At 41.0% G+C, this 20,745-nt stretch carries 23 protein-coding genes; 5 read left to right on the top strand and 18 right to left on the bottom strand.

What is annotated here, in order from left to right:
* Nucleotides 1–2 precede the first annotated feature (2 nt).
* The 8 genes from V7M78_RS10355 to V7M78_RS10320 all read right to left on the bottom strand — a co-directional run bounded on the left by V7M78_RS10355 (nucleotide 3) and on the right by V7M78_RS10320 (nucleotide 9,979).
* On the bottom strand, nucleotides 3–1,181 hold the full coding sequence (locus V7M78_RS10355; RefSeq protein ID WP_333649150.1) for a CapA family protein: 1,179 nt from the start codon (nucleotides 1,179–1,181) through the stop codon (nucleotides 3–5).
* A 168-nt stretch (nucleotides 1,182–1,349) separates the two neighbouring features.
* Nucleotides 1,350–2,783 carry a 6-phospho-beta-glucosidase gene (locus V7M78_RS10350; RefSeq protein ID WP_333649148.1) on the bottom strand — a complete coding sequence of 478 codons (1,434 nt, stop codon included), beginning with the start codon at nucleotides 2,781–2,783 and terminating at the stop codon, nucleotides 1,350–1,352.
* Between the two features lie 16 nt (nucleotides 2,784–2,799).
* Nucleotides 2,800–4,716 carry a beta-glucoside-specific PTS transporter subunit IIABC gene (locus tag V7M78_RS10345; protein WP_333649146.1) on the bottom strand — a complete coding sequence of 639 codons (1,917 nt, stop codon included), beginning with the start codon at nucleotides 4,714–4,716 and terminating at the stop codon, nucleotides 2,800–2,802.
* Between the two features lie 115 nt (nucleotides 4,717–4,831).
* On the bottom strand, nucleotides 4,832–5,677 hold the full coding sequence (licT, locus tag V7M78_RS10340; protein WP_333649144.1) for a BglG family transcription antiterminator LicT: 846 nt from the start codon (nucleotides 5,675–5,677) through the stop codon (nucleotides 4,832–4,834).
* A gap of 227 nt (nucleotides 5,678–5,904) precedes the next feature.
* Nucleotides 5,905–6,747 carry a DegV family protein gene (locus V7M78_RS10335; RefSeq protein ID WP_333649142.1) on the bottom strand — a complete coding sequence of 281 codons (843 nt, stop codon included), beginning with the start codon at nucleotides 6,745–6,747 and terminating at the stop codon, nucleotides 5,905–5,907.
* Nucleotides 6,748–6,906: 159 nt separating this feature from the next.
* Nucleotides 6,907–7,197, bottom strand: a complete 291-nt coding sequence (locus tag V7M78_RS10330; RefSeq protein WP_333649140.1) for a sulfate transporter — start codon at nucleotides 7,195–7,197, stop codon at nucleotides 6,907–6,909.
* A gap of 117 nt (nucleotides 7,198–7,314) precedes the next feature.
* Nucleotides 7,315–9,318 (bottom strand): molecular chaperone HtpG, encoded by a 2,004-nt coding sequence (htpG, locus tag V7M78_RS10325; protein WP_333649138.1) that lies wholly within the window; start codon nucleotides 9,316–9,318, stop codon nucleotides 7,315–7,317.
* Between the two features lie 163 nt (nucleotides 9,319–9,481).
* The gene (locus V7M78_RS10320) at nucleotides 9,482–9,979 is read right to left on the bottom strand and encodes a DUF5721 family protein (RefSeq protein ID WP_333649136.1); all 498 of its coding nucleotides are present in this window, start codon (nucleotides 9,977–9,979) and stop codon (nucleotides 9,482–9,484) included.
* 180 nt (nucleotides 9,980–10,159) lie between these two features.
* Here V7M78_RS10320 and V7M78_RS10315 point away from each other — a divergent pair, with 180 nt between their 5' ends.
* A complete protein-coding gene (locus tag V7M78_RS10315; protein WP_333649134.1) occupies nucleotides 10,160–11,446 on the top strand; it encodes a M18 family aminopeptidase in 1,287 nt (428 codons plus the stop codon).
* A 405-nt stretch (nucleotides 11,447–11,851) separates the two neighbouring features.
* Here V7M78_RS10315 and V7M78_RS10310 read toward each other — a convergent pair whose 3' ends face one another.
* The 9 genes from V7M78_RS10310 to V7M78_RS10270 form a co-directional block, all read right to left on the bottom strand.
* The gene (locus V7M78_RS10310; RefSeq protein ID WP_333649132.1) at nucleotides 11,852–12,430 is read right to left on the bottom strand and encodes a hypothetical protein; all 579 of its coding nucleotides are present in this window, start codon (nucleotides 12,428–12,430) and stop codon (nucleotides 11,852–11,854) included.
* 21 nt (nucleotides 12,431–12,451) lie between these two features.
* Entirely contained in the window at nucleotides 12,452–12,949 is a 498-nt protein-coding gene (locus V7M78_RS10305) for a hypothetical protein (RefSeq protein ID WP_333649130.1), read from the bottom strand.
* Nucleotides 12,950–12,983: 34 nt separating this feature from the next.
* A complete protein-coding gene (locus V7M78_RS10300) occupies nucleotides 12,984–13,724 on the bottom strand; it encodes a hypothetical protein (RefSeq protein ID WP_333649128.1) in 741 nt (246 codons plus the stop codon).
* A gap of 12 nt (nucleotides 13,725–13,736) precedes the next feature.
* Entirely contained in the window at nucleotides 13,737–14,300 is a 564-nt protein-coding gene (locus V7M78_RS10295; RefSeq protein ID WP_333649126.1) for a hypothetical protein, read from the bottom strand.
* A gap of 169 nt (nucleotides 14,301–14,469) precedes the next feature.
* Nucleotides 14,470–14,604: a cyclic lactone autoinducer peptide gene (locus tag V7M78_RS10290; protein ID WP_333649320.1), complete on the bottom strand. Its 135-nt coding sequence runs from the start codon at nucleotides 14,602–14,604 to the stop codon at nucleotides 14,470–14,472.
* Nucleotides 14,605–14,700: 96 nt separating this feature from the next.
* Nucleotides 14,701–15,444 carry a hypothetical protein gene (locus V7M78_RS10285; protein ID WP_333649124.1) on the bottom strand — a complete coding sequence of 248 codons (744 nt, stop codon included), beginning with the start codon at nucleotides 15,442–15,444 and terminating at the stop codon, nucleotides 14,701–14,703.
* Between the two features lie 54 nt (nucleotides 15,445–15,498).
* Entirely contained in the window at nucleotides 15,499–16,059 is a 561-nt protein-coding gene (locus V7M78_RS10280; RefSeq protein ID WP_333649122.1) for a hypothetical protein, read from the bottom strand.
* A gap of 113 nt (nucleotides 16,060–16,172) precedes the next feature.
* Nucleotides 16,173–16,541, bottom strand: a complete 369-nt coding sequence (locus V7M78_RS10275; RefSeq protein ID WP_333649120.1) for a hypothetical protein — start codon at nucleotides 16,539–16,541, stop codon at nucleotides 16,173–16,175.
* A gap of 177 nt (nucleotides 16,542–16,718) precedes the next feature.
* Nucleotides 16,719–16,862: a cyclic lactone autoinducer peptide gene (locus V7M78_RS10270; RefSeq protein WP_333649118.1), complete on the bottom strand. Its 144-nt coding sequence runs from the start codon at nucleotides 16,860–16,862 to the stop codon at nucleotides 16,719–16,721.
* A 254-nt stretch (nucleotides 16,863–17,116) separates the two neighbouring features.
* On the opposite strand from V7M78_RS10270, the gene V7M78_RS10265 reads away from it, so the two are divergent.
* Genes V7M78_RS10265 through V7M78_RS10250 form a run of 4 tightly spaced genes read left to right on the top strand, consistent with a single transcriptional unit; the run spans nucleotide 17,117 to nucleotide 19,735 of the window.
* Nucleotides 17,117–17,488: a LytR/AlgR family response regulator transcription factor gene (locus V7M78_RS10265; protein WP_333649116.1), complete on the top strand. Its 372-nt coding sequence runs from the start codon at nucleotides 17,117–17,119 to the stop codon at nucleotides 17,486–17,488.
* Nucleotides 17,489–17,854: a LytR/AlgR family response regulator transcription factor gene (locus V7M78_RS10260; RefSeq protein WP_333649114.1), complete on the top strand. Its 366-nt coding sequence runs from the start codon at nucleotides 17,489–17,491 to the stop codon at nucleotides 17,852–17,854.
* Nucleotides 17,844–19,124 (top strand): GHKL domain-containing protein, encoded by a 1,281-nt coding sequence (locus V7M78_RS10255; RefSeq protein WP_333649112.1) that lies wholly within the window; start codon nucleotides 17,844–17,846, stop codon nucleotides 19,122–19,124. Before V7M78_RS10260 ends, V7M78_RS10255 begins: the two co-directional genes overlap by 11 nt.
* 32 nt (nucleotides 19,125–19,156) lie before the next feature.
* Complete coding sequence (locus V7M78_RS10250) at nucleotides 19,157–19,735, top strand: accessory gene regulator ArgB-like protein (protein ID WP_333649110.1); 579 nt, start codon at nucleotides 19,157–19,159, stop codon at nucleotides 19,733–19,735.
* A 38-nt stretch (nucleotides 19,736–19,773) separates the two neighbouring features.
* Here V7M78_RS10250 and V7M78_RS10245 read toward each other — a convergent pair whose 3' ends face one another.
* Nucleotides 19,774–20,745 carry a peptidylprolyl isomerase gene (locus tag V7M78_RS10245; RefSeq protein WP_333649108.1) on the bottom strand — a complete coding sequence of 324 codons (972 nt, stop codon included), beginning with the start codon at nucleotides 20,743–20,745 and terminating at the stop codon, nucleotides 19,774–19,776.

Genomic DNA, 20,745 nt, shown 5'->3' with positions numbered 1-20,745 from the left:
TTTTACTCTCTATAGTATATCATACCGTTTTCATCCACTTCAATGCCAAAGGATATTCCCTGGAAGTACTGGTAGAACTTCCGGATTTCTTCCGGATCTTCCAGCTTTCTGGTATAACCCTTTTGGGAAGTTCCGGGAACCAGGGATAACACTGTGGTTCCCTGCTCAAAGTCCACTTCAGCCCGCAAAAGAGCTGTCTTTGGAATGCTGCTTCCAAATATGAAGTTTCCAAGGCTGTAGCAAATAGGCTTTCCGTTATAATACTCAATCCCCTGCAGTACGTGAGGATGGCTTCCTATTACCAGATCTGCACCTGCATCAATGATCTTCTTTCCCAAGGCTCTCTGGTATTCCTGAGGCTTTTCATCCCTCTCAATTCCCCAATGAAGGTAAACAACCAGATAATCGCAGCTCCCCTCTGCTTTCTCAATTTCCTCCAGCAATATGGTGGGATCATATCCGCTCACCATGCCGGGCTTTTTGCTGCCCGCCACCCACGCCGGGTCTGGATACACTCTGGAGGCTGCCAGAAATCCTATGGTTTTTCCTTTCACTTCCATGGTCTGAAGCTGTCTGGCCCGGTCCATATTGGGACCTGCACCTGCATACCGGATTCCTTCTGCCTCTAAAACATTGCAGGTATCCACAAGTGCATCTGTTCCAAAGTCCAGAGAATGATTATTAGCCAGAGTTACAATATCAATTTCCAGCTCATTCATCATGGAAACTCTGGAAGGAGGCAGCCGGAAGGTGAACTGTTTATCCGGCGCCGCCGCCCCTCTGTCGCTGAAAGGGAATTCCTGATTAACCATAAAGATGTCTGACTGGCTGATTTCTCCCCGAAATCCGTCATCCAGAACTCCATTTATGCCCCCTGCCTTATCATAGGCATTTATTACATGATTAGAAAGTAATATATCTCCTGCAAAAAGCAGTTGGACGGGCAAAGCCGGTTCTGTTTCCGCCTCAGATGTCTCTGTTTCAAGTGTGAGAACCTCTGTTTCTCTTTGAGTCTCTTCCCTGCTCACTGCCAGGGTTTCCCCAGGACTTTCCTGGCCTGTCGTTTCTTTTCCCCCCTGGTTTCCCTTCCACTCGCTGCTCCCCACCCATCCGACGAGAAAAATAAGCAGCAGCAGGGGAAGGACAACCAGAATCTTCATTAATCCACTGGTTTTCTTCATGAATCTCTCCTGATTGTTGATAACTTTGACATGGTTCTACATTTTTCATTACCTTTTCCACATACTGGAAAATATATTTTCGTTCTTTATCTTACAATGGTTCCCATTATTTGTCAAATTGTCATCAACTCTTTTACAGAAATCAGAATTCTTTCCATTGGATTTCTTTTATTTTAAAATTCCGCCATTGGTCGCAATAACATGTTTGTACCACTCAAAAGATTTTTTCCTGCTTCGTGTTAAGGTTCCCTTTCCCTGGTTGTCCTTATCCACGTATATAAAGCCGTACCGTTTCTTCATCTCTCCAGTAGAAGCGCTGACTAAATCAATACAGCCCCAGGGGGTATATCCCAGCAAATCCGCCCCATCCTCATCCACGGCTTTCATCATTTCCTTTATATGAGCCTCCAGATATTCGATCCGGTAATCATCGGAAATGCTTCCGTCCTCTTCCACCTGATCCACTGCACCGAGGCCGTTTTCCACGATAAACAACGGCTTCTGATACCGGTCGTATAAGGTATTCAGTGTAATTCTCAGCCCGAGAGGGTCGATCTGCCAGCCCCATTCAGATACCTTTAAATGAGGATTGCGGATGCTTTTCATCACATTGCCTGATGTGGATTTTGCAATGACTTCCTCAGATGTGCTGGCACACCGGGAAGAATAATAGCTGAAGGATATGAAATCCACCGTATTTTCCTTCAGAATCTTATGATCATCAGGTCCTGTCTCAAGGGCTATGCCCTCCCTTTCAAACAGCTTCTTGGCATAAGCGGGATATTCTCCCCTGGCCTGTACGTCAATAAAGAAATAATTTTCCCTGTCTTTTCCCAGACTTTCCCAAACATCCTCTGGGTTGCAGCTATAGGGATAAAAGTTTCCTGCGGCCAGCATGCAGCCGAACTTGAAAGCCGGGTTGATCTGGTGCCCCAGCCGGGTTGCCATGGCAGAGGCCACCAGCTCGTTATGGGCCGCCTGATATTTCACCAGCCTTGGGTCCTCTCCCTCTGCAAACTGGATTCCGGCCCCCATAAAGGGCAGATGAAGAAGCATGTTGATCTCATTAAATGTAATCCAGTAAGTCACCTTATCCTTAAAACGGTTAAAAATGGCATCACAGTATTTCACATAGCAGTCAATGACCTTACGGCTCTTCCAGGAACCGTATTTCTCCACCAAAGCCAGGGGAATATCAAAATGGCAGATGGTTACAACCGGTTCGATCCCATATTTTAAAAGCTCATCAATAAAATCCCCGTAAAACTTCAGACCTTCTTCATTAGGAGTCTCTTCTTCTCCCGAAGGGAAAATACGGGACCAGGAAAAGGAAAAACGGTAGCATTTAAATCCCATTTCCGCAAATAAAGCAATATCTTCTTTATAATGGCTGTACATGTCAATGGCTTCTCTGCCAGGAAAATAGGAATCCTCCGGCAGAGCTTTGTAATCCATCTCTCCCCGCATAACCGGGAAACGGTTTTCTCCCCACGGAATCATATCCACAATTGCCATTCCGCGGTTTCCTTCTTTCCAGCCGCCTTCACACTGATTTGCTGCAGTGGCTCCTCCCCACAAAAAGTCTTTTCTCATATTCCTCATCCTTTCCTTTAGGCTCCTATAAAATGGTAATCAGGGTATCTCCCACACCCACCTGTCCGTCGTCTGTCGCAATTACATCGGTAAATACAGCAGAATTGGAAACCAGAATCGGTGTTACGGCTGAATATCCGGCCTCCCGGATCACATCTAAGTCAAACCTCAGCAGCTCCTGTCCCTTTTTCACATGATCTCCCACTGCAGTCAGTACGGTAAATCCTTTTCCTTCCAACTGTACCGTATCCATACCCACATGGATCAGCACCTCTGCGCCGTTTGCGCTCATCATTCCAATGGCATGTCCTGTGGGGAAAAGAGCTGTGATCTCTCCGTCTGCCGGTGCATACAGCACACCTTCTTCCGGCAGAATCGCCACTCCCTGACCCAGTACGCCGGAGGAAAATGCCGCATCCTCCACCTGATCCAAAGGCACAATCTTTCCTTTCAACGGGCTTACAAGGGTTATTTTTTTCACGCCTGGGTTGGATGGTACAAGCTCCCCTGCCTTGACCTCCTCCTTGACCTCCTCATGATACAGCATAAAGCAGAGAACAAATGCAATAATGGAAGCAACCACAACGCCTGCTGCCACCCAGGGAATGCTGGAGGTGTCATTGTTCTCGGGATTAATAAAGGTCACAAATCCGAAGATGCCCAAAGCACCTGAGGAATATTTCTTTACATTTCCAAGTCCAATAATAGCTCCGCCTATGGCTGCTCCGATACAGGAAATGATAAAGGGTTTTTTCTTTGGAAGGGTAATACCGTAAATAGCAGGCTCCGTCACTCCGAAAAGGCCGGAAATAGCTGCGGGAATACAAAGGGCTTTGAAATTCTTATCCTTTGTCTTCATAAGAACTGCAATGACTGCGGCAGTCTGGGCAAAGGAAGCTGCAAAGTAGGGCTGCATAAAGCTGTCATAACCCTGGGTACTTAAGTTCATAATATAAACGGGAATCAATCCCCAGTGCAGGCCGAAGATAACCAGTACCTGCCAGAACGCACCTACGATCAGACCCTCCAATACAGGACTGGCGTCATAAGCTGCCTGAGTTGCAAAACCAATGAGAGCTGCTATGGAGTTGGCTATGGGGCCCACTGCCACAAAGGTGACGGGTGCTGCCACCAAAAGGGTGAGAGTGGGAACCAAAAAGTTCTTTACTACATCAGGAACCACCTTTTTCCACATGTTTTCTATCTTTGATGCAACGTAAACTGACAGCACGATGGGCACGACTGAAGACGGGTAGCCCGCTTTCGGCATAATAACAGGTATCTTGAGAAACGTTGCATAGACGTTGGACTCGAACATGCTGCCTTCAAATAAGACCTGCATCACCTCGTTTGATGTGAGGCCGGTAACCTTGGGATATATAAGAGCACACCCCAAAGCAATTCCGGTAAAGGGATTTAACCCAAATTTCCTTGCTGAGGTATAGCCAAGGATTACAGGCAGGTAATAGAAGAATCCGTCTCCCACTGCAAACAGAAGCTGATAAGTTCCGTCTGTTGGAGAAAGAACCCCCGTAAAGGTCAGAATCGCCAGAATTCCTTTTATCAATCCGGTGGCACAGAATACACTTAAAATAGGCTGAAAAACGCCCGAAAGAGTATCCAGAAGCATGGTAAACAGCTTTTGAGGCTCGTCCGATTTTGCTGCTTCCGAATCCGGCTGATCCCCTCCGAATCCTCCGATTTCACATACTACCGCATATACATCCGGAACGTGGTTGCCTATGACTACCTGATACTGGCCGCCGCTCTGCATAACCGTCACAATTCCGCTGGTGTTTTTTAAGACCTCTGTATTGGCTTTAGACTCATCCTTTAATTTAAAACGCAGTCTGGTGATGCAGTGGGTCAGACTGATAACGTTGGACTTTCCCCCTACATTCTGGATAATAATTCTTGCTAATCCATCATATTTACTTGCCATATCTCATCCTCCTTATGATCTTTTACTGCAGACCTTGTTATCCGGATACAATAAAGCCCGCTGTTTTTATAAATACATTCCTGGATTGGCCTTCTCCCGAATGATTTCTCACCTTTTATTCCTGCTCACTTGTATTTTCCTGAATAATTCTCTTGATATGGACCGTCAGGTACATAATCTCCTCATCTGTAAGCCGGTAATCCATCTTTTTTTCCATATATGTATTCACCTTTAAGGCGCATTGGTATGCTTCCGAATACTGCCGGTAGATCATATAGCAGAACTCCATATCCTCTGTCCCATAATACCGTTTTCTCACTGCCCGGTGAACGAAAAATTTCAAATGTGTCACAAACCGTTCATAGGACAAAGTCTCTTCATCCAGGGAAATTCCAAAGTGGTAACGGACGATGTTTAAGATATCCTGGATCATCTGGGGAATCTCTGTAGATTCCTTCATATTGGTATCCAGTTCTGCATTCACCATATGCAGGGCAATATATCCGGCTTCATCCTCTGACAGTTCCACGCCAAGCCTGTCCTTTATGATCCTTAAGGCTTCCAGCCCAATCTCATACTCCTGATGATAAAATTTCTTAATTTCCCACAGCAGCGCATTTTTAAATTCAATTCCCTGTTTTTTTCTTTCAATGGCAAAGTTTAAGTGATCCGTCAAAGTAATATAAATGTTATCATTCAGTTTTTTACCCAAGGTTTCCTTTGCATAGGAAATAATCCTTCCGGCACAGCGGATATGTGATTCCGGAAGCTTTGCTACCAGCTCTGCAAACCGGTTCATTTCCTGGGTCCTTAAAAAGAAGGTTTTTGATATCTTCGATTCATCCACCGGGCTTCCTGGCTTTACGGAAAAACCGATCCCTTTTCCCATGAGCAGGACTTCCTGTCCATTTGAATCCCATGAACTGACTATGTTATTTCCCAATACCTGTTTCACTACCATAGACTTCCCCGTTTTCTGTAATAAAAAAACTGGTCATACTTATACCTTGCCTGAGCAAGCGTATAAATACGACCAGTTATGCCTGCACGTTAAATTACAGTTGCACCCAGTCAAACTCTTATTTTTATACATTTTAACATATTTATCCATGTTTGTAAAGCATTTATTATGCAAAATTGATTATATTCATCCCCTGCCTGAACAGAGCATAAATATAATCAATTTCTTTAAAGCGTCATGATAATTCCGCCTTCATTGGCATAGACCGTAGCCACTCCTGCGGTTTCTGTAATGATCACATCTTTAAACACAGCCTGCTTGATCATTTCCTGTTTTACGTATTCCGCCCGTTCCGGATTATTGCAATGGGCAATCACTAAAACCCTATCCCTGGTGTCTTTCGTATCTTTCATAGCCAGCTCCACCATCCGGCCCAAAGCCTTGTTAATTCCTCTGGCCTGATCCAGCTTTACGATCACGCCGGCTTCAGCCCCCATAACAGGTTTAATATTTAAGGCAGTGGCAAAGAAGGCCTGAAGTCCTGTCAGGCGCCCGTTCTTTCTCAAGGTATCCAGGCTCTCCAGCACAAAATAGGTCTTCATATTCTTAATGAAGGTCCTGGCCTTTTTCTCGATTTCTTCAAAGGGCAGGGAAGCCTGACAAAGAGACTGAACGTAAAGGGCAATGTTTAACTCACCGGATGAGGCGGAATCAGAGCCCAGCACTGCAATCTTTTTCCCGTCATTTCCATGCTCTTCCTCATAAAGCTTTTTTCCCAGAACAGCGCTGTTATAGGTTCCGCTTAAATGTTCGGACAAGGTGATGACAAATACCTGATCTTCATCGCATTCATAAGCTTCCTTAAACAGCTCCGGGGAAGGACATGCTGTCTTAGGAGCCTCGCTGCTGCTTTTCACCAGTTCCAGAAAGCTTTTCTGGTCAAATGTCTCATCATCGATAATCTGAGTGTTTCCCACCTGTAAAGTAAGGGGGATTATCTGAAAGTGGGGATCTTTCCTTAAATCTGCCGTAAGGTCCAGACAACTGTCCCCAATAATCTTATAGCTCATATCTCCGCTCTTCCTCCTGACACGAAACTTATCATGTAGTATTCATTACCATATATTATAGAGAAACCATACTCAGATGTCAATAGAATAATTGGCTGACCTCAAAAAAAGAACCTGTACCAGTTTTCCAAGGTACAGGTCCTTATCACTCTGACGGGATTAGTTTTCCTGAGAATAAAATACATCATCAGTGACCATAATCGAAGACACCACTGCAACGACCACAAATATGATCAGCAGAATCAGGCCAACGAAAAAGGCAGTTAAAAAGAGTACGGTATTTTGCTCCAAAACTCCTTGCGCTGCCGGAGCAGCAGATTCTGCAGCCGCAGCCACCTCTGCATGGGATACCAGAGCCGTTCCCGGAGCCGCACCTGCAAACAGGGTCACCATCAAGACCAGCAGCAGCTTTGCCACCATCTTTTTTATTCTCAACCCTTTTTCTTTCATTCCAGTTTCCTCCTGTAGGCATGATCCCAGTCCGGGATCACATTATTTCAAAATCTTGTACCTAATATAACACAAAAGTTACAAAAAAGATATCCTGAAATGAAAAGATTATAGCATTTATGCTTCTGCCATGACTAACATCAGTTCATTGCTTCTTGCAATGAATTTTGTCATCCGCTCAGGAGTCAGGGAACCATGGCTTAAGGCTGCCAGATCATAAAGCTGCTCGCAGATGGAATTGGTATGAGTTCCCTCTCTGTTTGCCAGCACATACTGAACCAGCTTGTTGTTGTAGTTGAGCACAAGGGTTTCTCCTCCTGCCCCGAACATAGACGGGTCCATTCCAGGCATGGTGTACATCTTCATCATTTCCTGCATACGGCGGGATTCCTCTGACACAGTGATCATAGAGGAAAGGCTCTCATTTTTCAGCTTCTCCACCTTCACCTCAAGGTGCTCCTTGCCCAGAACCTTACGGAATAACTCAGTCAGAGCTTCCACATCGCCCTTCATAGCCTCCTGGTCTTCCTGGCTCACCTCTTCCTTGAAGGTATCGGATAAGTCAGAGTTAATGCATAAGAACTTCACATTCTCATTTTTCTGCTCCAAATATCCCACAAAAGGATTGTCAATATTATGGGTTAAATAAACCGCATCAAGTCCGGCCTCTTTAAACATATTGATGTACTGGCTCTGCTCTTTTTCATCGGTAATGTAGAAGATTTGATTTTCGTGCTTTTCCTTATTTGCCTCCAGGCAGTCGGAAATGGTTAAATATTTTCCTTCCAGATTCTTAAAAATGAGAGAATCATTGATCTTCTCAGCAAACTTCTCATCCTTTAAGCAGCCGAACTTAATAAATGGATTGATGTCATCCCAATACTTTTCATAATTTTCACGGTCTGTCTTAAACATGCCGGTCAGCTTGTCAGCCACCTTCTTTGTAATATAATCGGAAATCTTTTTCACAAAGCCGTCGTTCTGAAGGGCACTTCTGGATACGTTAAGAGGCAGGTCCGGACAGTCAATCACACCCTTTAACAGCATCAGGAATTCAGGAATTACTTCCTTGATGTTATCTGCAATAAACACCTGGCTGTTATACAGCTTAATAGTCCCTTCCAGACTGTCGTAATTCATGTTCAGCTTAGGGAAGTAAAGGATTCCCTTCAGATTAAATGGATAATCCATATTTAAGTGAATCCAGAACAGGGGCTCCTTGTAATCGTGGAACACCTTGCGGTAGAAAGCTTTATAATCTTCCTCCGTACATTCATTGGGGTGCTTATTCCACAAAGGATTGATGTCATTGACAGGCACCGGACGCTTTTTAATCTTATATTTTTCCTTAGCAGGAGATATCTCTACAACTTCCTTCTCCCCGTTCTCGTTCTCTTTTTCCTCGGTCTTTGCTTCCTCCACAATGGTTTCCACCACAGTGTCCTTATCGGTCAGTTCATCCTTTTCAATGGTCTCATACTGAGGTTCAGAAGAGGAACTGGATAAGTGAATTGCCACCGGCATAAAGGAGCAGTATTTCTCAAGAACCTCTTTGGCTCTGTATTCGTTGCAGAATTCCAGGCTTTCTTCATTGAGATACAGCTTGATGGAAGTACCAAATTCCTTTTTATCTCCATCCTCCATCTGGTACTCTGTTCCGCCGTCGGACTCCCAGTGCACCGGAGCAGCGCCTTCTTTATAGGAAAGAGTATCAATGGTAACCCGGTCAGCCACCATGAATGCAGAATAGAAGCCAAGTCCAAAATGACCGATGATCTGGTCTTCATTGGCCTTGTCCTTATATTTTTCAAGGAAATCCTGGGCACCGGAAAAAGCGATCTGGTTGATGTACTCTTCCACTTCCTCTGCGGTCATACCAAGGCCGTTGTCCTTAAATGTAATTGATTTTTCATTGGAGTCTGTAATAATCTCGATCTTAAACTCCAGATCATCAGGCTTCTGCCACTCTCCCATGATTTCCAGCTTTTTCAGCTTTGTAATGGCATCACAGCCATTGGAAACCAGCTCCCGATAAAAAATATCATGATCAGAATACAGCCATTTCTTAATAATCGGGAAAATATTTTCGCTGTTAATTGTCAAGCTTCCTGTCTTTGCCATACCAAAACACTCCTTACGTTTTCTATTATTCATGTGATTCATAAATGAAGCCCGGTTCGCCCGGCTTCATTGGGAAAATTATATCTGTAAAAAGTATTTTAATACGCTGTGAATGAAATGTCAATAGAAAATCAGCACTCATTTGAATCGAGTGCTAATAATTCTATTCTTCCATAAATGGAATGCTATGATGCTTTAAAAATCCTTTCGCCGCCTGGTCCCATTCCTCATCAAGGGCCTTGTCCAGAGTAAAGACGGAAACAGAGGTTCCTGTCACGCAGGTAAGTTTATCTTCTTCATAACGGATATTCATATACAACCCTTTTACCTGATCAGGGGCAAAGGGAAGCTGGCGGGAGGCCAGGAAACCTTCTGTTCCTTCCTGTGACATCTGGAGGATGATCTGGAAGCTGACAGGAAGACGTTTCCCTTTAATCAAGGAAAAACAAAAGGGCTTTACCATGGCCCAGGAGGAAAGCTGTCCGTTTTTCATTTCCTCCAGTTCCTCACCGGAATAGTAACCGGGGCGTATGGCCCCATCTATGGTAAAGGTATTGAATGTAGTAATAACAGCTTCTTTAACAAGAAACTGGTCAAACACGTCCCCTACGAACAAGCTGGAGGTAAAGAGCTTTAAGTCCTCAATTTTCAATGCGATCATGACAAATTCTCCCCTTCTTATAATCTCTGCCCGTTTACTATACACCGGATCATCCCAGACTGTCAACGCAGGATTTCCCCTGTTCTCCGGTATTCCAAACCGTTTTTTTCTGTGGTATACTGTGATATGATATTAGCAAAAGCAATGAGCCCGGATATTCGGGCGGAAAAGAGGAACCTTATGAATCATATCAAAGAGTTGGAAACACTGATTGCCGCATCTGTTTCTCCCTATCACTGCATCATGGCGGCAGCGGACCAGCTTGCGTCTGCAGGTTTTAAAGAGCTGCCTCTGGCTGAACCATGGGGATTGGCAAAGGGCGGATCTTATTACATAAATGCATTTGATTCCACCCTGGTGGCATTTTCCATAGGGGAAGAGCTGGGAGAAGTGCCCGCCCTTAAGCTGGCAGCCTCCCATACAGACTGGCCCTGCCTGAAGGTAAAGCCCTCCCCTGAGATCACTTCCCTAGAATACGGAAAGCTTAATGTAGAGGTATATGGAGGCCCTCTTCTGGGAACCTGGTTTGACCGGCCTTTATCCATGGCTGGCAAGGTCTGCGTGGCAGGGGAATCTCCCATGAAGCCTGAAACCGTGTTTGTGGACTTTTCACGGCCTCTTCTCACAGTTCCCAGCCTGGCCATCCACATGAACCGGGAGGCTAACAACGGAGTTGCCATCAATGCCCAAGTCGACATGCTTCCCCTCATTGCCCGGATTACGGAAGAGTTAAGCAAGGAACACTTTTTCTTAGAGGCTCTGGCTAAAGAGGCGGGAGTTAAAAAAGAAGAGATTCTAGATTACGAAATTTACATCTATAACCGGGAAGAAGGAACTCTCTTAGGACTGCAAAATGAATTTTACTCCTCTCCCCGTCTGGATAACTTAACTTCCGTACAGGCCTGCTTAAAGGGCATCATGGCTAAACCATGCAAAAACAGCATCAATGTCATTGCCCTATACGATAATGAAGAAATCGGAAGCCATACCAAGCAGGGTGCCTCTTCTGCTCTTATGGAGCGTATTCTGGAAAAGCTCTGCTTATCTCTGGGCTATTCCAGAGAAACCTTTTTAAATGTTTTGATGAGCGGATTTTTGCTGTCTCTTGACGTGGCCCACGCCATTCATCCGAATCATGGGGAAAAATGTGATATTAAGAACCAGATTGTCATGGGCGACGGGGTAGCCATTAAACTGTCAGCCAGCCAGTCCTACGCTACGGATGCATCCAGCACGGGAGTCATTGAAAGCATCTGCCGAAAAGAGAATATTCCTTATAAAAAATTCTCCAATCGCTCCGATATGAGAGGTGGTTCCACTTTGGGAAGCATTTCTTCCGCCCTTCTGACCATGCGGACAGTGGATGCAGGCGTTCCTATTCTCGCTATGCACTCTGCAAGGGAGATTATGGGAACAAGGGATCAGGAAGCCCTTGTGAGGCTGGCAGAGGCCTTTTTCCAAATATAATCCCCCCAAAGCAGATCGACAAAAATTGTTGGTCTGCTTTTTGAATCGCTATTATATCAAACATTCATTTAGTTCTAAATAAATGCTGTAACTCCATTTATAAGGTGCTTCTGAATCATATCTTCCATTATTCTGCTCACATCAATCTTGCACCGCTATCTTTGCGACTGAATTTTTTCAGAGGTGTTATTTATTTAATTTTTATTCCTTACAGCAAAGAAACATAGTATACTTTTCAAGATATTGAATTTTTCTATTAAAAATCCCACTGTTGCAAAATATCCTGCAACAGAGGAACTATTAAATCATATTATTTACTTAGTAAAAATAAATATTGAATTTAAAATTGTAGACTATGGTATTAAAGACCAAATATCGCATATAACACATTTAGAATTACATTATTTATATTGCAGATTTATCCTCCATACGGCAATAAAAAACATAACGTTCCAACTCACTCATATACATATCCACATTATGTCCTACCCCAGCATCCTTTAATGCTGAAATCCAATCATTATAATACTGCTGAAAATTAAACTTTGTATTGACATCCTGTTGGCCGAGAAGAGCTGTTAATGGAATACTACAACTATTCCGTACATCTTTGTCGCCTTGTTGCTTTAAATGCACTTTTAAAGCAATCATCTCTACATAGCTGGCATTTTCTACATCTAATTCATTTAAATGGATTTTTTTAGTAAACTCTTTTCCCTGGTTATCTTTTCCGACTGCAAGCATTATAGGGTCATCCTCTGTAGAGCTTTCATCATACTTCATATGCAATTCTTGTCCCGAAGAAGGACTGCCTTCACTATGCAGATACCCCAACCTTAAAGTGATATGTTGATTTCCATTAACTTTTTGAAACTGTTCGTTTTTCGCAAAATCATTTGAGGCGAATGAATTTCTATCCTCTTTCCCTTTTAAGACATAATTTTGCATTCTTGAAACCGGAGAATTTATACCCAAAATACTCATCTATTAACCTCCGATCTACTGTTATGGTGTAATATTAAAAGTTGCCCATGCTGATTTTTCTGTATATGGAGAATTGTGAGATACGCATCTGATATCAAATCTATGCCCTCCAAGAGTTGGTGCTCCACAATCGTACAGATAATACCAGCCATCTACTAATGTACCTGATAATATAAAACCATCACGCTGAAAATAATCTACAGAAACATTATCATATTTAGCGTAATCACGACCATGTCCTGTAACTTTAACCAGAATTCCTACATTTCCTTCATGTCCAGCTATATTTAAAAATCCAATCTGTTCAATAATAACACTAGATACTTGTGCCGCTGCGCCAGAACCCGGCCATGCCTGAGGTTCAACTGGATTTGTAATTTTAGATACACTAATATTAAAATCTACTGTTTCATCTGTAAATACACCTCGTAAATCAGGAGTATCTTCTGCTGCAAAAGATGTAATAAAGAAAGCCATTAGCAAAAAAGTTGCCATCATTATAGTTATAACTTTTTTCATATTCTTTTCCCACTTTGTTATACTTTTGTTTAACCTATTGAATCAGTTTGAGTATATCCAAAAATTTTTCATAAGCACCTAACGCCTTCTTTTCTTCTGCTATTGCCCTTTGATATTCTGATGGACTGCCAAAACCATCTGGCGTATTCAACGTTGCTCTCAAACGCCTCGAAGCAGCATCATAAGTCATTTGCCGGTTTTCCAATATATTTCCACCAAGTAAAAAGGAATTGCATACTTCATATCCTCCCTGGGGTAAAGGAACTGCCCGTCCCATGGCTACCAGTTTTTCAAAGTCTTTCTGGTCTTTTATAAAATCGTCCCCCACAGGGTTTCTGTCTCCCGGAACTGGAAAGCTCTTATATTGCCTGGCAATATCATAACCTGATAATACTCCCATATTGCTTAAATCAGACAGGAGATTATAACAAGATTGTCCATCCATATTTTTCACATCATAGGTGGATTTTAAATAAGTCAGCTGCTGCAAAGTCAATGTTCCAAGTCCCTGGCTTTCCCAATTGATATGTTTTTCTGTAGATATTTTTTCGCCGGTATAATATTCGAAGTAAGAAGCTAATTGTTCATCATCAAACTCTATTTCTAATTCTTTTTTTTGCGGATCTTCTTGATTCATCAGAGCTGTCTGAACACTATCTGCCTTTCTTTCAATCATATCCCTGTTCATTAAAAGTATATCAGAAAAGTTTTTCTTTGTTTCTGTCTTTTTATTGATTGAGGAAGAGACGGGTAATAAATTGTTAGAGATTCTCATATTCATTCTCCTTTAATCAGCTTTTATATAAACAGGTCCATAAAGCGGAAATCCCTGATTCGTACTGCCATAAAAATCCACTTCCCAACGGGCATAGTCATATTTGCCATCTGCAGTCTTATATTGAGTCCTTATGAAGAAATCAATCTCCCATGTTGGAAACCCTTTTTTTACAACATTGTACCCATCTAAGGCTTCATATCGACTGGCTACACGATAGTTAGAAGTGTACAATACTACATAAAACCCATTACAATTATTCTCTTTATAATTCTGTGTTGTCTTTGTACCTATATATGTAGGCAGCCACTGGTTAGCTGTTGGTCCATTGACTGTGTAATATCCGTCTGTATAGGCTTTTTGTATATCAACGTTGGCAGGATATAGTTTTAACTTATCAATCGTAACCTCACTGGGATAACCATTGGAATAAGGTGAAACCTGAAAATCATTTGGGTAATTTAATGCTTTTTCGTACTTTCCATCATTAGACGCCATTGCGGTAATACTTATTAACATCGATATAATCATTACAATCATTATCATTATATTCAATTTTCTTGTTTTTTCATTCATGTGTCTTCTCTCCTCTTTTTACAATATTGATATTCAGTAATAAACCGGCTTCTTCTTCGCTATTAAAATGCTCTGTGTCAACAATATATTTCCTTCACCTTGTATATATCAATACTCAATGAAACACCCCTAACAACTGTAATTCTTCCATAATCAAAGCCTGAAATTTCTAAAAATGCCGTAATCGTTTAGAATTCTCAGGAAGTTTAGGCTGATGTGAGAATACCATACAAGCTGTATTGATATTCAAGGTTGTTATCATTAATGCCAGACTTGCCAGTATACCCCCTAATTTAATAAACATGCTTTTCATACTGATATCCTCCTTTCCTCTTTTGACAGGATTATAGCTATAACTTTTTTCATATTCCTTTCCCACTTTCTTATGCTTTTGTTTAACTTATTTAATCAGTTCGAGTATATCCAAAAATTTTTCATAAACACCTAACGCCGCCTTTTCTTCTACTATTGCTCTTTGATATTCTGATGGGCTGTCAAACCCCTCTGGCGTATTCAACGTTGCTCTTAAACGCCTCGACATAGAATCATACGCCATTTGTCGGTTTTCCAATATATCTCCGCCAAGGAAAAAGGAATTGCTCACTGCATATGAGCCATCGGGCTGCCGAACTGCCCTTCCCATGGCTATCAGCTTCTCAAAATCCTCCTTGTGCCCTAAGATGTCCTCTTTTCCCACAGGGTTTCTGCCTCCTGGAACTGGAAAACTCCTATATTGTCTGACAATATCATAACCTGACAGTACTCCCATATTGCTTAAGTCAGCCAAAAGATTATAGCAGGATTGCCCATCCATATTTTTCACATCATAAGTGGATTTTAGATAAGCCAGTTGCTGCGAGGTCAATGTTCCAAGTCCCTGGCTATTCCAATTAATATGTTTTTCTGTAGATATCTTTTCACCGGTATGATATTCAAAATGATAAGCCAGTCGTTCATCATCAAACTCTGTTTCCAATTCCTTTTTTTTCGGCTCTCCTTGATTCATCGGAGCAACCCAAACGTTGTCTGCCTTTTTTTCAATCACGTCCCTGTTTATTAAAAGTATATCAGAAAAGTTTTTCTTTGTTTCTGTCTTTTTATTGATTGAAAAAGAGACGGGTAATAAATTATTAGAGATTCTCATATTCTTCCTTTGTTAATTTGCTTTTCAAATAATATTTCTCTTTACTTCTCTCTATTATTCCAGGCTTTTAAATGCCTCCAAATAAACGTTGTAATTTCGTTTATAAAGTGCTTCTAAATCATACCTTCCGACTGTTTGAAAATTCTTAATTCCTTTTTCAAAAGCCCTATAAAGATCGACACGGTCTGTAAGCCCTATATTTCTTATTTCTGTAGGTAAGGAACTAAGTCCCATTATTTTTTTACCAAGCTTATAGTGCGAAGCAAAAGCCTGCAATTCAACAAGAGTGGCATTCCTGGGATTTATATCATTTACAGAAATCACTTGTTTAAACTCATTTCGATTTTCATCTACTCCCCTTGCAATGATTACTGGATTTTCTTCTGTTGATTCCACTGCATATTCAAGATAAAAGGATAATCCTGTTCCATTCCCACCGGAATAGATTGCTCCTTCTTTACGATATAGGATAGAGCCTGCGGAAGTTGGTATTTTCGTATTTTCTACACTACCAGAAGTTTTCACAACAGAACCTGAAAAACTTTCATGATCTGAAGTTTTCTTTGACCTATGAGGATTCTGCATTAATGCAAAATAATCAGGTGAAATAATCATTAACAGTCCTCCCTATTGACTTCTTCTTAAAGTCTAAATGGATATGAAAAATACATTTTTTTGTATGGATACTCCCTTGACGTAAATGTTGTGTCAAACCAATAAGTCCTGGACTATGTAATTTTTCCACAATCATATAAATAAAGAAAACCATCTGCTCCTGTACCCCAAAGAACGATCGGTGTGCTTTCAATATAGCTTATCTTATTTCCATCAAAACGTGTATCCTCCTTTCCATATCCCATAACTCTGATTATGCCAGCAAAATTACCATTATCAAGAGTCCCATAATCATATAAATCAATACTTGTTACTTGAGGTATCTTTTCTCCTGCCCATAACATAGGTGTTACAATGCCCTGCTTAGCCTCTGGACTATTTGCCATATCTTCAAGACTTCCCAGTTTATCCAACTTGTCTAGTTCAATCTTTCCGTTATCATTGGACGCGTAAGAAACCATATTTAAACCTAATAGCATCATAACTGCAAAAAATCCCTAAAACTCTTTTCAACATAAAAACTTCTTCCTTGGTTGTCTCAATAATCAAATCTGCTCTCAACATCTTTTGCTTTAAATTAACTTTTTACACTTCTTTCCCAACCAACGCGCTTTGCTCACGTTATCAGAATACATAGTTACGTTTCTCTCTTGAAATAATTAAAAACGCCGTAAACTTTTAGCACTCTCAGGAAGTTTAGGCTGATGCGAGAATACCATACAAGCCGTATTGATATTCAAGGTTGTAATCATTAATGCCAAGCTTGCCAGTATACCCCCAAATTTAATAAAAATATTTTTCATACTGATTATCCTCCTTCTCTCTTTTGACAGGATTATAACATAATTCTACAAAATATTTTGTCTCATGTAATGAATGGTATGGTTTAATGTAGTGAATTGCAAAATCTCCCACATTCATATCCCATTACGCTGCAATTCAGCAATAATTTATTGCATAATAGATTGCAAACTTTAAAAAATGTGTTAAAATTCATAACATAAAAGAATAATACAGAATTTTATTAATACTACGCAACACAAAGGGGAAATGAGATATGACAAAAATCGCAATATGCGATGATGATTTATTCATCTGTACGCAAGTAGAAGATATTTTAACAAACTATGCGAACCAAAATTTCATGAAGGTAAGCATAGATTGCTTTTATTCAGGAGAACGTATTTTACATTTTCTTAATCAAGGGAACTTTTTCGATTTAATCTATCTTGATATAGAATTAGGGAAAATAAATGGGGTCGAAGTTGGCCAGTACATCCGGAAAATCAAAAAAGATTACGTAACCGATATCGTATATATTTCAGGGAAAGACAGCTACTACAAACAACTCTTCGATGTGCAGCCTTTAAATTTTATTGAAAAACCCATTGATCCTCAATTCGTAATCAATTCTCTGGAATTGTCATAATTGTCATTAGAAAAGAAAAAGAAATCCATCGGATTTTTTGAATATCAAAAGGGTAATGAAACCTATAAAACAGAAATAAACAATATTCTATATTTTGAAAGCATGAACCGTAAAATAAGAATTGTGATGACCAATCAAGAGGATTTATTTTATGGAAATCTGGAGGAAATCTTAATCATTGTCTCCAACTATTCATTTTTAAGAATACACCGTTCCTATCTGATCAACCGCACTTATATTTCCATACTGGGGTATTCAGAAATTGTTATGTCTAACGGAACAATACTTCCAATCAGCAGAGGCAGAAGGCAGGAAATAAGAGCTTTGCAAATGAGTGAAAGGGTGGAAAATCCAGATGAATATTGAATACACAACGGTTTATATCCTTGCAGAAATGTTTATGGCCTACGTAATCTATAAATATATCCACATTTTCTATTCTGAATTTAAATTCAGCAAGAAAATAGAGCCTCTTCTTTATATAGCCTATTTTCTCATTACCTCCAGTATTTATATATATATTAGAATACCTCTGATTACAATAATTTCCACAGTCACACTGTTTTTCGTCCTTGTCAGTTTTTATTATGGCAACTTAAAGAAATCGATTTTATCAGTTTCTATCATGTTCATTTCTTTAGCTTGTATAGAAACAATTATCGTATTTTTAACTGATATTCCCGGAAGAAATCTTTTTATATCGTTTCAGCACAAATCAGAATTTGGTATCATCAGCATCAGAATTATTTCCTACGCCTTTGTACTTCTGGCATATGGTTTTAATCATGTAAAAAGCCGAAAACCACTCCCCTTCATTTACTGGCTGAGCCTATTTTTCGTTCCATTTGGGACAATTATTTTATTTCTCATCACTTTGTCCGGAAGTTCAATGCCATCTGCATATGTTATCATATGTATCGCAATCATTTTTATCATTAACATTGTGACATTCTATCTGTATGATTGTATTTCCAGCTTCATGTCCGCACAAATGGATAAACAATTGCTTGAAGCACAGAACAGGTATTACCAGCATCAAATGGAGTTGATGAGTTCCTCTCTTGAAAACATCAAAATTTTCAGACATGATTTAAAAAATAAACTTTCACCAATCCAGCATCTTGCAATATCAGGAAAAAGCGAAGAATTAATCATGCGAATTTCAGAGCTGACCGAAACATACTGTGGGAACTATGGACAGTCCGCATCTGGAAACAGCGATATAGACAACATAATCAACTTTAAATTACAGCAGGCTGAAAGGGAAAATATCAAAGTAACCACAAAAATCATAGTACCTGAAAAGCTTTCTACCTCTTCCTTTGATCTGGCTGTAATACTGGGAAATCTGCTTGACAATTCCATAGAAGCAGTTTCAATGCTGAAGACGAACCGATGGATTAAAATCGATATAAAATATAAAAAAGGAGTTTTAATCTTTGAAATCAGCAATTCTTTCGATGGCGTTTTCAAAAAATCTAATGAAACTTTTATAACACGCAAAGGTGATCAGGAGAATCACGGTCTTGGATTAAAAAGCATTGAAGCTGTCATACAAAAATACCATGGAATCATGCAAATAAGCACCATTGACCATGTTTTTACAGTGAAACTACTCGTATATGAACACCCCTGATAACCGCTTTTGTGAATAAAAAGGAGGAACAAATGGAACGCTTTGCAGATAAACTAACTGAAAAATTAGTTTTACATCAGATTATAAAATATGAGGATAAAGAATTATATTCTTACGGAATCTGGCAGGGAATACTTTTATTATTTAACATCTTAACCGCCATGGTAATCAGTTGTCTGTTTGGAATGCTTTGGCAAGGAGTTGTTTTTACTGTCACATATGCATTCCTGCGCACGCATGCAGGAGGATATCACTCCCGGACTGCAACAAAATGCTACTTTTTTTCTATTGTCCTCCTGTCTGGGGCACTCAGCCTTATAAAATTTGCTCCATGGAATAATATCGGCATCATGATCAGCCTTCTTCTGTCAGGCACAATCATATTAGCGCTGTCACCGGTGGAGGATGAAAACAAAAAACTGGATGAAACAGAACGCTCTGTCTTTAAAAAACGAACAAAATCTATTTTCTTTATCCTGACAATTCTTGTTCTTCTTGCAAACAGAACAGGGCAATCTGCTATTTCTATATGTATCACCATGTCAATTTGTACATCAGCATTTATGCTCATACTTGGGGAAATAAAAAACAGAACAATAAAAAAGGGGTAAACTACGCCCCTTTTTACTGTCCTTCTTTTCAGTTCTCATCAATCAGAAAAATACTTCTTATAAATTTCAAAAAAGTTTGTAGTCGTAGTTTTATCGTCCTTGGAAAACTTTACATCCTTCCACATCTCATTGTTAAAAACCACCGGCTTTTCTTCCTTGAACCGGGAATATATCTGGTCAAAAGCCTCTTTCTTCCGCTCCCGGTACAAGCCGGCTTTTCTCTCCTGGGTGGCTTCCTCGTCATAATCATTGACACACCGGAAAATATAATACTTTCCGTTTTCCTCCACCACAGAGCTGGTCGCGCCTACAGAAAGGGAAAAGGCGGCTTCTTCACCGGGTCCGGGGGCTTCTCCCCTTCCCATCTTCCGCTGGGTGACCCCTTCCTCCGAATATTCCCTGGCAAGGGCCTGGAAGTCAGCTCCTTCGGCCTGGGCCTTTAAAAGCACCTCTTCCGCAACGGCTCTATCCGATAAAACAATCTGATCCACCTCAATTACCTTGGCTTCGCTGTCGCTGATTTCCAGATTCAAATCCTTTGTCAGCTCCTCCACCACCTTATTGGACAGACAGTATTCCTCGTACATGACCCGCACGTCTTCTTCCGTCACTCCCATATAGGAAATATCCTCTTCCGTCAAAGAAGCAAAATATTCCTCGGCAGCCTTCCTGGCTTCCTCCTTTTCCCCGCCGTTTAACGTAATTCCCCGGCTCCCGGCAAGAAGATTCAGCCTCTTCATCTCATGAAGAAATTCCCTCACCTGCTCCACCAAATAGGCTTCAAAGGTCTGACCCACCGGCAGCTCCACGCCCCATATCTGGCTGGTATAAAGCTGCTGATACCGGTTCCTTTCCGTAGCCACCACGATCATGGACTGAGGCATGGTATAAGCCTTGGTTTCCCGGATTTCAGAAACAATGGGAATTTCAGACTTGCATCCGGACAGGAAAACCGCTGCTGCCAATGAAGCCAGAAATACTTTTACCCCCCGTCTGCATTGACCTCTCAT

The organism is Lacrimispora sp. (genome assembly GCF_036758025.1).
Lineage (GTDB): Bacteria > Bacillota > Clostridia > Lachnospirales > Lachnospiraceae > Lacrimispora.
This window is presented reverse-complemented; position numbering and strand designations above follow the sequence as displayed.